General features: G+C 74.0%; 15 protein-coding genes. 5 read left to right on the forward strand and 10 right to left on the reverse strand.

Annotated features, from left to right (window positions below; translation table 11 throughout):
* Positions 1–40 precede the first annotated feature (40 nt).
* Complete coding sequence (locus tag J3P32_RS04000; RefSeq protein ID WP_210438550.1) at positions 41–1210, reverse strand: NAD(P)/FAD-dependent oxidoreductase; 1170 nt, start codon at positions 1208–1210, stop codon at positions 41–43.
* Positions 1203–2210, reverse strand: a complete 1008-nt coding sequence (locus J3P32_RS04005) for a glycosyltransferase (RefSeq protein ID WP_210438551.1) — start codon at positions 2208–2210, stop codon at positions 1203–1205. Before J3P32_RS04005 ends, J3P32_RS04000 begins: the two co-directional genes overlap by 8 nt.
* Positions 2211–2258: 48 nt before the next feature.
* On the opposite strand from J3P32_RS04005, the gene J3P32_RS04010 reads away from it, so the two are divergent.
* On the forward strand, positions 2259–3368 hold the full coding sequence (locus J3P32_RS04010; RefSeq protein ID WP_210438552.1) for a hypothetical protein: 1110 nt from the start codon (positions 2259–2261) through the stop codon (positions 3366–3368).
* Position 3369: 1 nt separating this feature from the next.
* Here J3P32_RS04010 and J3P32_RS04015 read toward each other — a convergent pair whose 3' ends face one another.
* The 3 genes from J3P32_RS04015 to J3P32_RS04025 are packed head-to-tail and all read right to left on the reverse strand — an operon-like array spanning position 3370 to position 6641.
* Positions 3370–4176 (reverse strand): thioesterase family protein, encoded by an 807-nt coding sequence (locus J3P32_RS04015; protein ID WP_210438553.1) that lies wholly within the window; start codon positions 4174–4176, stop codon positions 3370–3372.
* A gap of 24 nt (positions 4177–4200) precedes the next feature.
* Positions 4201–5259 (reverse strand): family 43 glycosylhydrolase, encoded by a 1059-nt coding sequence (locus tag J3P32_RS04020; protein ID WP_210438554.1) that lies wholly within the window; start codon positions 5257–5259, stop codon positions 4201–4203.
* A 38-nt stretch (positions 5260–5297) separates the two neighbouring features.
* Positions 5298–6641, reverse strand: coding sequence for a cytochrome P450 (locus tag J3P32_RS04025; protein ID WP_210438555.1), 1344 nt, complete (start codon positions 6639–6641; stop codon positions 5298–5300).
* Between the two features lie 32 nt (positions 6642–6673).
* On the opposite strand from J3P32_RS04025, the gene J3P32_RS04030 reads away from it, so the two are divergent.
* Entirely contained in the window at positions 6674–7006 is a 333-nt protein-coding gene (locus tag J3P32_RS04030; RefSeq protein WP_210438556.1) for a DUF3054 domain-containing protein, read from the forward strand.
* Positions 6993–8195 carry an MFS transporter gene (locus tag J3P32_RS04035; RefSeq protein ID WP_210438557.1) on the forward strand — a complete coding sequence of 401 codons (1203 nt, stop codon included), beginning with the start codon at positions 6993–6995 and terminating at the stop codon, positions 8193–8195. The genes J3P32_RS04030 and J3P32_RS04035 overlap by 14 nt, the downstream gene beginning before the upstream one ends.
* A 30-nt stretch (positions 8196–8225) precedes the next feature.
* Here J3P32_RS04035 and J3P32_RS04040 read toward each other — a convergent pair whose 3' ends face one another.
* The gene (locus J3P32_RS04040) at positions 8226–8699 is read right to left on the reverse strand and encodes a hypothetical protein (RefSeq protein WP_210438558.1); all 474 of its coding nucleotides are present in this window, start codon (positions 8697–8699) and stop codon (positions 8226–8228) included.
* A 142-nt stretch (positions 8700–8841) separates the two neighbouring features.
* Between J3P32_RS04040 and J3P32_RS04045 the strand changes: the two genes are divergently transcribed.
* Together J3P32_RS04045 and J3P32_RS04050 are read left to right on the forward strand one after the other, a co-directional pair.
* A complete protein-coding gene (locus tag J3P32_RS04045; protein WP_210438559.1) occupies positions 8842–9258 on the forward strand; it encodes a VOC family protein in 417 nt (138 codons plus the stop codon).
* Positions 9259–9302: 44 nt separating this feature from the next.
* On the forward strand, positions 9303–9878 hold the full coding sequence (locus tag J3P32_RS04050; protein WP_307861576.1) for a GNAT family N-acetyltransferase: 576 nt from the start codon (positions 9303–9305) through the stop codon (positions 9876–9878).
* Here the strand turns inward: J3P32_RS04050 and J3P32_RS04055 are convergent.
* From J3P32_RS04055 to J3P32_RS04070, 4 genes are read right to left on the reverse strand one after another with little or no spacing between them, the layout of a single operon-like run.
* Entirely contained in the window at positions 9802–11034 is a 1233-nt protein-coding gene (locus J3P32_RS04055) for an MATE family efflux transporter (RefSeq protein ID WP_210438560.1), read from the reverse strand. The two genes, J3P32_RS04050 and J3P32_RS04055, sit on opposite strands and share 77 nt — an antisense overlap.
* A gap of 10 nt (positions 11035–11044) precedes the next feature.
* Positions 11045–11803 (reverse strand): decaprenylphospho-beta-D-erythro-pentofuranosid-2-ulose 2-reductase, encoded by a 759-nt coding sequence (locus J3P32_RS04060; RefSeq protein ID WP_210438561.1) that lies wholly within the window; start codon positions 11801–11803, stop codon positions 11045–11047.
* A gap of 26 nt (positions 11804–11829) precedes the next feature.
* Positions 11830–13194 carry an FAD-binding oxidoreductase gene (locus tag J3P32_RS04065; RefSeq protein ID WP_307861577.1) on the reverse strand — a complete coding sequence of 455 codons (1365 nt, stop codon included), beginning with the start codon at positions 13192–13194 and terminating at the stop codon, positions 11830–11832.
* A gap of 17 nt (positions 13195–13211) precedes the next feature.
* Positions 13212–14231, reverse strand: a complete 1020-nt coding sequence (locus J3P32_RS04070) for a decaprenyl-phosphate phosphoribosyltransferase (protein WP_210438563.1) — start codon at positions 14229–14231, stop codon at positions 13212–13214.
* Positions 14232–14247: the final 16 nt, after the last annotated feature.

The following is a 14247-nucleotide window of genomic DNA, read 5'->3' on the forward strand; positions in this document are numbered from 1 at the left end:
GGGGGCGCCGCTCGTGCCTGCGTGTGGCAGGCGCGGGGGGTCACAGGGCGTAGGCATCGAGTTCCTCCAGGACGTCGTAGATGTTGTCGATCTTGCCGCCGAGCACCGAGAAGAAGCCCGGGAGGTCGGCGTTGCTCTCGAAGAGGATCGGCCGGGCGTCGTTGGCCTCATTCTTCATCAGCACGGTCTTCACCTCGAACAGGGACTCCACGTACGACGCGTCCGCGATGCCGGGCATGTACCGAGCGACGTCCCGCAGCATCCACGCCGCCCGGGTCCCACCCTCGTAGTCGCTGAGCCGGCCGTAGGGGTCGATGCCCGGTCGGTCGACCCACTGCAGGTGCGGCGTGTAACGCACATGCGTGAGCGTGTGCAGCTGCCTGGCGGGGAAGGGCATCATCGAGTAGAACGGCCCGTCCATGACGGTGACCCCGATGTCGCGGAGCGGGTGGGGCAGGTCGAGCAGCGCGATCTCGGTGATCTCCTGCTTGAGACCGGTGCGCACACCGCCGAAGTCGCCGGCGATCTGATTCAGCCCTGCGTAGGTGCAGTTGAAGGCCAACCGGGTCACCAGGATGTCCTCGGCCGCCGTGGCGCCGCCGGGGGTCCGGACACCCTCCTCGCCCGACTCGACGTGGACGACGAGCTCGTGCTCCGACGCGCGCCTCACCGCCGTCGCTCGCGTCGACAGCCGCACCTCGACCCCGCACCTCGCCAGCTCCTCGCGAGCCCACGCCGCGAGGACGGATGCGTCGAACGCCCACTCCTGCACGTCGAAGACCGACTCCACCAGCCGCGGCGCGAACAGGGACGCGACCGCCTCGTCTGCCGGACGGAGGGACGCTCCGATCTCGCGGCAGAACCGGACGAACTGCCTCGAGGTGACCTTGGAGTTGCGGCGCGCGATGGCGTAGGTCTTGGTGAAGTCGCGCTTCACCGCGTCCGGCCAGTCCGCGACGAACCTCGGCAGGTTGACCCGGCTGCGGAACGCCGTGGTGAAGCTGCGCGGGTAGTGGTAGCCGTTGTGCACGCGCGCCTGATTGTTGAACGACGCGCGGCTGAGCAGGCGTGGCTCCCTCTCGACCACGCACACCCGTTCCAGCCCCCGTCGTCGGACGAGGTAGGCGGCGATGCATGCCCCGTAGAACCCGCCCCCCACCACGACCGCGTCCCACGTGCCGCCCCGTGGGGGTGCGGCCGCGTCACTCATCGTGCGGTGGGCGCGCGAGGTGGACGACCTTCTCGACGTTCAGCCGTTCGCGGCTGCTGACCTGTGCGCTGGTGAACTCGCGCGCCACGTGGTAGTCGGGCGTCTCGTTCGACAATGCCGCCATGTGGAGGATGTACTCGCCCAGCACCAGCAGCACCAGCGACATGAGGAAGAACATCCCGGACTGCTGGAGCGAGACGCTCACCCAGCCTGGCTCCACGTTGTCTTTCACGATGGCGACCACCAGCACGTACGCGGCGTAGACCATGTTCGCCGCGGCACCGAAGAGCGACAGCATCGTCACCGCACGCAGTGGTGCCCGCGAGGTCGATACGAGGATCTGCATGCCTCGGTCGAACCCGTCGAGCACGGACCGGTGGTCGGCCGCGACCGGGCGGGAGGAGTAGGTGACGTACGACCGGATGAACCCACCTGTGGCGGGCAGCAAGCGGTAGGAGATCGCGGGCTGGGGGTGGTGCATGACGTAGTTGATGACGGCTCGGCTGACGAGCCGGAGGGTGGGCGCCTCCTGGGACAGCCGTACGCCCGTGAACGAGCGGTAGAGCCGCTCGAAGACCCCACGCGCCACGCGGTAGCCGCGAGGGTCCTTGTCCGGGTTCTCGTCGGTGGCGAAGACGACATCGTCCCCGCTGACCGCCCGCTGGAGCATGTGCCGCAAGACCGCGACGTCGTCGCGCAGGGGGTCGATGGCGGCGACGTAGTCACCGAGGGCGCTCTCGATCCCCATCCAGGTGGCGGCGTCGCGCGAGACCTGGTTGGTCAACGCGTACACCTGGATGTTGGGCAGCCCCCCTTCTCCCACGAGATCCTGCAGCCGCGACACGCTGTCGTCGTCGGAGGCGTTGTCGACCACCACGATCTCGTAGTCGTTCACCAGCGCGCCGAGCTCATCGCCGAGGCGGGTCAGGACGTTCTCGAGGTCCTCGGACGCGTTGCGCATCACGCAGACGACGGACAGGAAGAGCGGGTGGCGTTGCACGGGGACATGCTCTCACCCATTGGTCGCGGCAAGGCCTACGGTGGCTCCATGACCGCGTCGGAGCCGCCCCACGTGCAGGGCGTGCACCTGCGGCGCACGGACGAGAACGTGCGGGAGATCGCGGCGCTCGAGGCGGTCCTGGGCGAGCCGGCCGGGCTGGACGGGCTGCTCGACGACCTCGGGCACCGCATCCGGCCCGCCCGCGTCGTGCCGCGCCTGCTCGGTCGAGCCGTGCGCGAGGCGTACCGCTGGGACGCCCACGACGAGCGTGACGTGCAGTGGTACCCGCAAGGCATCTCCACCAGCGCCGACGCCTCCGACACCGAGGACGTCGGCGGCCGCAGGCTGCTGGTGACGACCTGGTACTCCACGGGCCGGGACCGCGTGAAGCGCGGGTCGCGGGTGACGTTCGTCGACCTCGACTCCGGCAGGTACCGCCACGTCCTGCTGGTCTCCCCCGTCCTCGACCAGGCCGGCACCCTCACGCTCCGGCCGACGGGCATCCATGCCGGCGGCGTGGTCTGGGCGGGCGCCTACCTCCACGTCGCGGCCACCAGCCGCGGCTTCGTCACCGCCCGGGTCGACGACATCATGCGGGTCCCCGGCGACGACGGCCATCCGGACCGGTTCGGGATTGAGGGCATGAGCGTGCACTCGTTCGGCCACCGCTACGTCCTCCCCGTGCGCTTCACCTACCGGGCGTACACCGACGAGGGCCACCAGCAGCTGCGCTACTCCTTCGCCTCCCTCGACCGGCGCTCGGACCCGCCGGCGCTGGTCGCGGGCGAGTACGCCGCGGGGCGGTCCGCCGCCGGCACCACCCGGCTGGCGCGCTACCGCCTGGACCCGGCGACGTGGCAGCTCTCGACCGGGGAGGACGGCTACTCCCGCCCGGTGGCCGTCGACGAGGGCGGGGTCCGCCAGATGCAGGGCGTCGTGGTCGCGTCGGGGCGCTACCACGTCAGCGTCTCCCACGGCCGCTGGATGCCGGGGTCGGTGTGCTCGGGGCAGCCGGGCTCGATGCGCGAACGCCGCTGGGCGCTGCCGATGGGGCCGGAGGACCTGTCCTACTGGCCCTCCACCGACCGGATCTGGTCGGTGACCGAGCACCCGCGCCGACGTTGGATCGTCGCGATGGACCGCGGCTGGTTCGACTGAGTCAGGCGCGGGGCTGCATCGCCAGCTGGCGGCTCTGCGCCACCAGCCGGCCGGCGGCGTCCCAGACCTCGCAGTCCTCCTCGAACATCCCGCCCGCGACGTTGCGCGTGCGGTGGGAGACCCTGAGCCAGCCCGGCGCCGGCACCGCGCGCACGTGGACCGTGAGCTCGAGCGTCGGCGCCCAGCCCGGCCGGCCGAGGTCGAAGGTGACCGGTGGCAGCGCGTCGCAGACCATCAGCAGGCCCACCGGGTCGACCTCGTGGCCGTCGGCGAGCCGGAACCACGCCCGGATGTGGCCGCGGCCGCTGGGCCGGCCCGTCGTCCACCCGACGCACGCCGGGTCGAAGCGCATGTCGAAGCGCTGCATCAGCGGCGCCGTCCGCAGCACCTCCTCGGGTGCCATCGACCCGGGGACGCAGTCCTCCAGCGGGGGCAAGTCGGGCTCCTCGGCGGTCGTGGCCACGTCGTCGGGCATCGCGCCCAGGTCGCCGTAGGTCGCCAGGGCGGTGAGACGCGTGCCGCCCTCCTGCTGGAGCTCGGCGGATACGGTCGCCACGGAGCCGCCCTCGCGCAGCACGCGCGTGCAGACCTGGGCCGGGCCCGGTCTCGAGGCGGACAGGTAGTGGGCGCTCACGGCCAGCGGGTGCGGCTTGGCCGGCACGGCTCGCGCGACCGCCTTGCCGAGGATCCCCAGCAGGTACCCGCCGTTCACGCCGCCGCCGACCATCCAGCCGCGGTCCAGCTCGGCGCCGTGCAGGCCGGGGCCCTCAGCCGCCAGCGCGGTGTGCGCGTCCCACTCCGAAGCCATGGCCCGAGCCTAGGGCTGGCCGGCTCAGCGCGGCCGGAGCCAGCCGGTGACCTGCGGCACACCGTCCGCCCAGCCGAGCCGGGCGGCGTACATCGACCGGCGGCCGCGCTGCCGGGGCTTGTGGTCCCACTTGCCGGTGCCCACACAGGGCAGCGCGGTGCCGCGGCAGGTCCAGCCGTGCAGGAACGCCAGCGTCCGCCCCCCGGGCTCCTCGAGGAGGTCGGCGCCGCCGGGACCGCAGAGGCCGGTCGTCGCGGCGTCGAGCAGCATCCCGCTCTCGGCCGCCGTCCAGTCGAGCAGGCTCGCCGAGCGCAGCCAGCGGGTGCGGTACTCGCAGCGGGTCCAGTCGCCCTCCGAGGCCAGCATCACGTAGCCCTCCGGACGGCGGGTGAGCACCGGGTTCTCGATCACGCCGGCGGACCGGACCAGCTCCAGGCTGGTCGTCCCGGTCCGCACCGACTGCCCGTCGCGGGTGAGCGGCACGATCCGCACCGTGGACGGGATGCGGTCGGTCTTGTAGAGCAGGTACGCCGACCCGTCCGCGTCGCGGAACCACGACGGGTCGATCACCCCGGCCCGGGGCAGCGTGGGATCGCGCGGCAGCAGCGGGTCCTGCGCCGCCGGGGTGCCGGCGTACGACGGGCAGACCAGCGGGGCGCTGCCCACGGGCCGGAACGGGCCGCGCGCCGACCTGGACCGCGCCACGCCGATGCACCGGCCGTGCTCGCCCATCCCGCGCACGGGGGTCGCGTAGTAGAGCAGCCACCGGCCGCGCACGCGCGCCACGTCGACCGCCCAGACGCCGCCCTCGCGCGACCACGACGGACGGTGCGTCAGCAGGCTCGGCTCGCGCCGCCAGGGGCCTCCGGCGACGCGTGACCAGGCATGCGGGACCCGGTCGCCGGTGGCGTACGCGACGAGGCCCCCGGGTGCGGCGACGACCGCCGGGTCGGGGAAGTCCAGGTCCAGGACGGGCCGCGGGACCCAGTCCCGCGCGTCGTCCGCGGTCGCCGGAGCGGCGGCGTGGAGCAGCCCGGCGGTCAGCAGCAGCACGAGCAGGCGGACTGCTCTCCGGTTCGGCACCGGGGGACGGTATCCCGCCCGGCGGCCCCGCGGCGCGTTCAGGGCCGCAGCGTCGCCGGGAGCCGCTCGAAGCCGCGCAGGATCCGGGTCTCCCGGCGGCGCCCGCCGGGCTCGAGCCGCAGGTCGGGGTAGCGCTGCCAGATGGCGCGCAGCCCCACCTCGCCCTCCATCCGGGCGAGCTGGGCGCCCAGGCAGTGGTGCCGTCCGGCGGAGAAGGCGATGTGGTCGCGGGCGTTGGGGCGCCCGACGTCGAAGCGCAGCGGCTCCGCGAACACCGCGGGATCGCGGTTCGCGCCGCCGAGGATCGCGGTCACCATGGAGCCGGCCCGCACCTCCTGGCCGCCGACCTCGGTGTCGCGCACGGCCATCCGCCCGGTGAGCAGCACCGGCGGATCGAGGCGCAGCGCCTCCTCGACGACGTTGGCCCACAGCGACGGGTCGGCGGTGACGCGGGCTCGCTCGGCGGCGTGGTCATGGAGCAAGGCGATGCCGTTGCCGAGGAGGTTGACCGTGGTCTCGAAGCCCGCGGCCAGCACCAGCCCGGCGGTCGCCTTGAGCTCGGTCTGGGTGAGGCCCTCGCCCTCGTGGCGGACGGCGACGAGCTCGCTGAGGAGGTCGTCGCCGGGGGCACGGCGCAGCCGGTCGAGGTGGTCGCCGAGCCAGGCGTCGAACTGCCGCAGCGCCCGCGACACCGACCGGTAGCGCCGGTAGTCGAGGCCCAGGTCGAGGCTGGGCGCGGCGTGCGAGCCGAAGTCCAGCACGCGGGGACGCTCCTCCTCGGGCACTCCCAGCACCTCAGCGATCACGGTGACCGGGAGCTGGGCGCAGTAGCGCTCCACGAGGTCGACGGGGTCGGCGGCGCGCTGCTCGAGGGCGTCGAGCAGGCCCGCGGCGATCTCCTCGGTCCGCTCGCGCAGGCGCTCCACCGCGCGCATGGTGAAGACGCGGGTCACGAGGCGGCGGTAGCGGGTGTGGTCCGGCGGCTCGCTCACGAGGAGGGAGGGCGGCTCGACCGGGTGCAGCGTGGTCGGCGCCGCCCAGCGCACGACCCTGCCGAGCGCTCCGTCACTGGTCGGGAGCCCGGTGCGGAAGTCGTCGCTGGTGAGCACCTGCCGGACGGCGGCGTGGCTCGCGGTGACGTAGCCGAGCCGGGAACGGTAGAGCGGGCCGCGCGCGCGGATCTCCTCGACGAGGTCGAAGACCTCGTCGGTGCCCCGCGACCCGACCAGCACGAGCTGCGCCTGCAGGTCGCCGCGGTCGGCGGCTCGCCGCAGCACCAGCGTCGGGAGGCCGTGGGCAACGCCCCAGTGCACGCCGGCCCGGACCTCCCGGGCGACCCGCCGCCGCGCCACCCGCGGGGCGGGGAGGGTGGTCGACGTCATGGCCCGAGCGTAGTGCTGCCTAGGGTGGCGCCATGTGGCTCGCCGTCGACCTCCTCCTCGTCGGCGTCTTCGCGGTGCTCGGGCGCTACAGTCACCACGGCGCCGTGACCGTCGACGGCTGGTGGCAGACGGCGTGGCCGTTCCTGGCCGGGACGCTCCTCGCCTGGGCGGCCCTCGCCGCCAGCCGCCGGCCGCCGGCCGCGGTCGGCTCCGGGATCGTCGTCTGGATCGGTGCGCTCGTCGGCGGCATGGTGCTGCGTCAGGCCAGCGGGCAGGGGACGGCGCTGGCGTTCGTCGTCGTCGCGACCCTCGTCCTGGGCGCACTCCTCGTGCTCCCTAGAGTCGGTGCACGTGCCCGACGCTGACGCCCGCCCGCGCGGCGGCGCCGTGCCCTTCGCCGTCCTGTTCGCTGCCGTGGTGCTCGTCTCGATCAACCTCCGTCCCGGCGCGTCCTCGATCGGGCCGGTGCTCGAGGAGGTACGCCTCGGGCTCGGCATGAGCGCCGGTGTCGCCGGCGCCGTCACCGGCCTGCCCGGTTTGGTCTTTGGCCTGGTGGGCGCGGTGTCCGTCGCCTTCGCCCGGAAGGTCGGCATGACCGCCGGCGTCGCGGTGGGCCTCGCCGTCGCGGCCCTCGGCCTGCTCCTGCGGGTCAGCACCGACAGCGTCCCGGCGTTCCTGGTCCCCACCGTCGTCGGCCTCGCCGGCATGGCGGTGGGGAACGTGCTGGTGCCCGCCTGGATCAAGGCGCACGGGCACGCCGTCGCCCTGATGACGGTCTACGGCACCGGGTTGGTCGTCGGCGGCACCATCGGCTCCCTCGCGACCGCGCCGGCCACGGAGGCCGGCGGCTCGTGGCGTGCCGGTCTCGGCATGTGGGGAGTCCTCGCCGCCGTCGCGCTGCCCCTGTGGGGCTGGCTGGCCCTCCGCGAGCGCCGGTCCCCCACCGAGCACCGGGTCGTCGGGGCCGCGCCGAGCGGCCGGGTGGCTCATTCCCCGACCGCGGTCGCGCTGACCGTGCTGTTCGGCGTGCAGTCGATGCATGCCTACGTGCAGTTCGGCTGGCTGCCCCAGGTCTACCGGGACGCCGGCATCTCGGCGTCGCACGCCGGCGCCCTGCAGGCGCTGCTGTCCAGCGTCGGCATCGCGGGCGCGCTGGCGCTGCCCACGGTGATCGAGCGCGGACGCGGGTTGCAGGTCCTCGCGCTGTCGTTCGGCGTCCTGCTCGTCCTCGGCTACACCGGGCTGCTCGTCGCGCCCGCGACGGTTCCGTGGCTGTGGGCGTTGGTCCTCGGCTATGCCGGCCTCGCCTTCCCGTTCGCCATCGCGATGATCACCGCCCGGACCCGGCACCCGTCGGTGACCGCCCAGCTGTCCGGTTTCGTGCAGTCCGTGGGCTACGCGCTGGCCGCGATCGGCCCCTTCCTGGTGGGCGTGGTGCACGACGCGACGGGCGGCTGGACCCTCGTGCTCGCCCTGCTCGCCCTCACCGGCATCCCGCTGGCCCTCGCCGGGATGCGCGTCGCCCGGCCGACGTACGTCGACGACGAGTTTTAAGCCGCGGCCTGGTGCCCCACGGTTACGGCTTCAGCTGGTCGTCCGCAGATCGTGCCGAGCGCTCTCGATGAATGAATCGCGATGTCGCGCGACGTTCGAGTACTCGTGCCAGTACTCGTCGGTGGCGTAGACCATGCCCGGACGCGTCGTCGCTGCCCGGAAGTCGTCCAGCGCCGCCCGCAACATCCGCGCAGCGCCTGTCACGGCCTCGGCGCCGACGATTTCGATCACGCGGAGGCGCCGGGTCACGTCGCTGTCGAGAGTCCAGTAGACAGCGCCGTCTGCGTCCAACGGATTCGGACACCCGGGAGTGGAACGCCCCAGCAAGTGCGCTGCATCATGAGCGGAGTTGAGGAAGTCGACGTAAGCCTGGGAACGCTCCAGCCGTCGGGCGTCCTGCACCGTGTCGTTCCGGGTGCGCTTGTGGCGCAGCACCTCGAGCCCGAACGTCAGACCGGAGCCGAGGACGAGGCTGCCGAGAGAGATGAAGACCGACGATTCCACGATCGGAATCTTCCCACTCACAGCAACGTGCGTCAGCCGAATGCCGTGACGTGGCCCCCATTCGCAGACAGGCTGAGTGGTTCGGCGTCGGTACGAGGGCCGGGTGGGGTCCGGCCGGCTCGGGACGTGCTTGGATCGCCGCATGGCCTCCCGACTGACCGAGATCTCCCTGGACTGCCACGACCCCGACCGGCTCGCGGAGTTCTGGACCGCTGCCCTCGAGTGGGTGGTGCTCGACCGCGAGCCCGGACTGGTCGAGATCGGACCGCCGCGCGCGAGCGACCAGGCGCTGCTCGACGCCGTCCGCTCCGGTCCGGTGCCGCCGACGATGTTCCTGGCGGCGGTCGAGGAGGGGAAGGTCGCGAAGAACCGGATGCACCTCGACCTCTCCCCCGTCGACCGCTCGCGGGACGAGGAGGTCGAGCGGCTGCTGGGGCTCGGGGCGACCCGCGCCGACGTCGGCCAGACCGGCGAGGAGTCCTGGGTCGTCATGGCCGACCCCGAGGGCAACGAGTTCTGCGTGCTGCGCAGCCTGGCTCCCGGCCACTTCTCCCTGTGAGCCGCTGAGCGGGTGGGCGCCGCCGGCGTGCGACGATCGCCCGCGTGACCGACGCGGCCCTGGACGTGCAGCTCCCGATCGAGACTGAGCGGCTGGTGCTGCGGGCGCACCGGATGGGCGACCTCGACGACCTCGCGGCCTTCCACGGTGACTCCGCGGTCGTGCGCTACGTCCCCTGGCCGGTGCGCGACCGCGCCGCGACGGAGGAGGCGCTGCGGGCGAAGCTCACCCAGACCGAGCTCCGTGCGCACGGCCAGTGGCTCGTGCTCGGGGTGGAGCTGCGCGAGACCGGCCACGTGATCGGCGAGGTCCTGCTGAAGTGGGCCTCGGACCGGCAGGGCGAGGTCGGCTTCGCGTTCGCGCGGGAGCACCAGGGGCGCGGCTACGCCGCCGAGGCCGCCACCGCCATGCTGCGGCTCGGCTTCGACCACCTCGGCTTCCACCGGGTGTGCGCCGTGGTCATCGACGGCAACGAGGCCTCGGGCCGGCTGCTCGGCAGGCTCGGCTTCCGGCAGGAGGCGCGGCACGTCGACGGCGTGCTGTTCAAGGGCGACTGGGCGACCCAGCTGGTGTTCGCGATGCTCGAGGACGAGTGGCGACGAGCACGACCGCGAGGCTGACGTCCACGGCGAGCACGACCAGCAGCATCTCGGTGACCGTGCCGACGGCGGTGGTCGCCAGGACCATGACCGTCAGGGCCGCCCACACCAGGTGGACCGACCGTCCGCCCGGGCGGGCGAGGGCCGAGTAGACGAGCAGCTGCACCACCGACGTCGCGGTGCCCAGGAGGGCGAAGATCCACAGCACGTCGCGGACCTCGGCGTACGCGGCCCCGCCGGCGAAGAGGAGCGCCAGGTCGGCCAGCATGGCCGTCGCCGCTGTGCACAGCAGGCCCACGCCGACCACCGCCCCGAGGCTGATGACGAGGGCTCGCTCCGCGCCGTCCTCCGACGACATCGACGGGAACGCGACCACCACGACGAACTGGGGCAGGAACAGCACGGCGCGCGACACCAGCAGGCCCGCGGCGTAGAGACCGGACTCGGCCGGGTCGAGGACGGCCCGGGCCAGGAGCATGTCGGCGTTGCTGAGCGCGAGGAACGCGAGCAGCGCCTGGGAGCTGCGAGTCGTCTCCCGCACGAGCGGGAGGAACGCGTGGCGCGCGTGCCCGGCGCCCGGTCGTCGGCCGTGCCGCAGGGCGTGCCGGCCGTAGAGGTACGCGGCCGCGAACCCGACCGCGACGCCGGCGAACGCCGTCAGCTCCGTCGGTCGCCACAGGACGAGCGCCAGGCCGGCCAGCAGCCGGGGCACCCCCATGAGGACGTACAGCACCGCCAGCTCGCGCCACCGGCGCTCGCCCTGCAGGATCCCGGCCTGCGCCCCCGACATGGTGAGCGGCACGGCCGCCAGGGCGGCGAGCAGGGCGGTGCCGGGACTCTCGAGGTCGAGCAGCACAGTCACCACCGGTGCCGCCGCGAGGAGCAGGGCGGCGAGGAGGAGGGCGGCGCGGAAGGACACCCGCAGGATCTCCCGCTCGATCTGCTCCACGTGCGCGGGGTCGGAGCTGATGCGTCGTGCCGCCGTGGCCTGCAGCCCGAGCTGGAGGACGCCCACGATCAGCATGAGGTTGACGACGGCGAAGAACCCGCCGTAGGCGGTCGGCCCGAGGAGGCGGGCGGCGGAGACGGTGAACCCGTACATCGCCAGGTTCATGACCATCGTCGCGACCGCGACCTGGGCGGTCCCGCCGATCTGCCCGCGCACGCGAGGGGCCATCAGGCGCCCGTCAGATGGGCAGTCGTCGGAACACCGGACGCGGCAGGTGCCGCAGGACGACCATGACGCCTCGCATCGCACCCGGGACCCACACCTGCTCGCGGCGCGCGTCGACGGCCGCCAGCACCGCGTCGGCGACGTGACCGGGATCCGTCGCGAGCGGGGCCGGGTCGAGACCGGCGGTCATCTTCGAGCGCACGAAGCCGGGGCGTACGACCAGCACGTGGCCGCCGTGCTCGCGGAGGGCCTCGCCCAGACCGGTGAAGAAGGCATCGGTACCGGCCTTCGTGGCCCCGTAGACGAAGTTCGACCGGCGGGGGCGCTCGGCGGCCACGCTGGACAGTGCGACGACCACGCCGTGGCCCTGGCGCCGGACCTGCTCGCCGAGCAGGATCCCCGCGGCGAGCGGGCCCACGAAGTTGACCTCGGCGAGCTCGGTGCCGGCGGCGACGTCGGTCCAGGCGCGCTCGTTGTCGCCGAGGACCCCATAGGCCACGACCGACACGTCGAGGTCGCCGTGGCCGGCGGCCGCACGCACCGCCTGCTCGTGCGACTCGACCGACCGCGCCTCGAGGTCCACCGCGTGCACCTCGCAGCCGAGGCCCTGCAGCCGGGACACCGCCGCGTCGCGCCGCTCGCCCGGACGGGCGGCGAGGACGACGCGCAGCCCCGGCGTGCGGGCGGCGTACCGCTCGGCGACGGCGAGGGCGATGTCGGAGGTCCCGCCGAGCAGGAACAGCGAACGGGGGCGGCCGGTGGCATCGAGCACGGTCGGCTCCTGGGGGTGGGGCGGGCTCACAGCAGCACCCGCCGGGCGAGGTCGGACACGAACAGGCCGTCAGGATCCAACACCCGACGCGCGGAGCGGAACTGCCCGAGGCGGGGATACATCGCCTCGACGGCGTCGGGCCGCAGCCGGGAGTCCTTGGCGAGGTAGACCCGTCCCCCGGCGCCCAGCACCAGGTCGTCGAGCCCGTCGAGGAGCCGGTCGAGCCCGGGGCCCACCGGCAGGTCGACGGCCAGCGTCCACCCCGGCGCCGGGAAGGAGAGCAGCCCGGGCCCGCTCTCGCCCATCCGCTTGAGGACGTTGAGGCAGGAGGGGTGCCCCGAGCCGGCGATCAGCGCGACCGCGCGCCGGAAGGCGTCGGTCTCCGACTCGGGCACCACGAACTGGTACTGGCAGAAGCCCCGCGGCCCGTAGACGCGGTTCCAGTCGCGGACGCCGTCGAGCGGCTGGAAGAACGCCCCGAGCGGCTGCACGTCGGTCGTCGGGCGCGCCGGCGCCTTGCGGAACCACAGCTCGTTGAACGCCCGGCCCGTGGCGCGGTTGAGCAGGCCGTGCGGCAGCACGGGCACGGCCGGGCCGCGTGAGGCGGCGCCGAAGGAGGACGGGTGCTTCGCCAGCCTCGCCGGCAGGTCGCCGACCTGCGCCAGCCGGCCGCGGGTCAGCACGGCCCGCCCCATCCGTGGGCCCCGGGCGAGGGCGTCGAACCAGGCGACGGAGTAGGGGTCCGGGTCGTCCTCGGCGAGCAGGTCCAGGAGGTGGTCGAGGTCGCGCGCGCGCTCGGTGCGCACCACGGCGTACGCCGTCTCGGCGGGGATGCAGGACAGCGTGGCGCGCACGACGACCCCGGTGAGCCCCATGCCGCCGACGGTCGCCCAGAACGCCTCGGCGCCCGGGCCGTCGGGGGTCAGCGTGCGCACCTCGCCGTCAGCGGCGACGAGGTCGAGCGCGAGCACGTGGGCGCCGAAGGACCCCGAGACGTGGTGGTTCTTGCCGTGGACGTCGGCGGCGATGGCCCCGCCCACGGTGACCTGCCGCGTGCCCGGCACGACGGGGAGCCACAGCCCGAGGGGCAGCAGGGTCCGGGTGAGGGCGTCGATGCTGACGCCCGCCTCCACCCGGACCACCCGCTCCTCGACGTCGACGGCGAGGATCCGGTCGCAGCCGGTCATGTCCAGGACGAGGCCGCCGGCGTTCTGCGCGGCGTCGCCGTAGCTCCGGCCGAGTCCGCGGGCCAGGACACCGCGATGGGGTCGGTCGCCGCCGACCCGGGGTGCTGCGACCAGCGACGCGACCTCGTCCGGGCTGCGCGGCGAGGCCACGTCCGCCGCGGAGGGCGCCGTGCGCCCCCACCCGGTGAGCGTGCGCCGCTGCACGGCCGGGGCGGTACCCCTCACGCCGCCGCCAGCGCGGGAACGACGGTCACGAGCCACAGCAGGCCGAGCACCTGCAGGGTGCGGTCCCCGAAGACGACGGCCTCGGGGCAGCCGGCCGCGGCCGAGCGCACGTGCGTGGCGTAGCGCGCGATCCCGGCCACGAACGGCGGCACCGAGAGGAGGGCGAAGGTCCCGGCGACGGTGCCCAGCGGACCCAGGCCGGCGGCCGCGACGGCGTACCCGCCGAGCGCGACCGCCGCGGAGGCCTGCCAGGTCGCGCGCAGCCGCCGCAGCGAGTAGCCACGCAGGACCGGCCGGGTCGAGCCCGTCGACCCGAGGGTGGCGAGCTCGGAGTACCGCTTGCCCGCGACCATGAAGAGCGAGGCGAAGCCGACCACGGTGAGGAACGGCACCGACAGCTCCACGCCGGCGGCGACGCCTCCCGCGACGACCCGCAGCACGAAGCCGCTCGCCACGACGAGGAGGTCGACCCCCGGCCGGTTCTTGAGGCCGCCGGTGTAGGCCACCTGGACCGCCAGGTAGCCCGCGAGCACGACCGCCAGCGCCGGCGACCACAGCAGGGCCAGGGCCAGGGCGCCCACCACGAGCGACACCGCGGCGCGCCAGGCGGTCCCCGGCGTCACGGCCCCACTGGCGATGGGCCGGAACCGCTTGACGGGGTGGCGGCGGTCGGCCTCGACGTCGCGCAGGTCGTTGGCCAGGTAGACTGCCGCCGACGCGGCGCAGAAGGTCACGAACGCGACCGCCGCGCCGAGCAGGACGACCGGTTCGAGCAGGCCGGCGCCCGCCATGGCCGGCGCGGTGAGCACGAGGACGTTCTTGGTCATCTGCCGTGGTCGGCAGCCGCGGGCGAGGGCGGCGGCGCGGGCGCCGCGCGTGGTCGGACCGGGCGCCGGGACCGCCTGCCCGCTCGGCGCCGGCGCGTCGTCCTCGCGACGCGGCGCCGGCACCCGCGGAGGACCCGACGCAGGCGCGGGCACCACCCAGGTCTCCGGGCGTGGCTCGGTGGTGGTCATGCTTCCCTCCCAAGGT

The sequence above is a fragment of the Nocardioides xinjiangensis genome (genome assembly GCF_017916385.1).
GTDB lineage: Bacteria > Actinomycetota > Actinomycetes > Propionibacteriales > Nocardioidaceae > Nocardioides > Nocardioides xinjiangensis.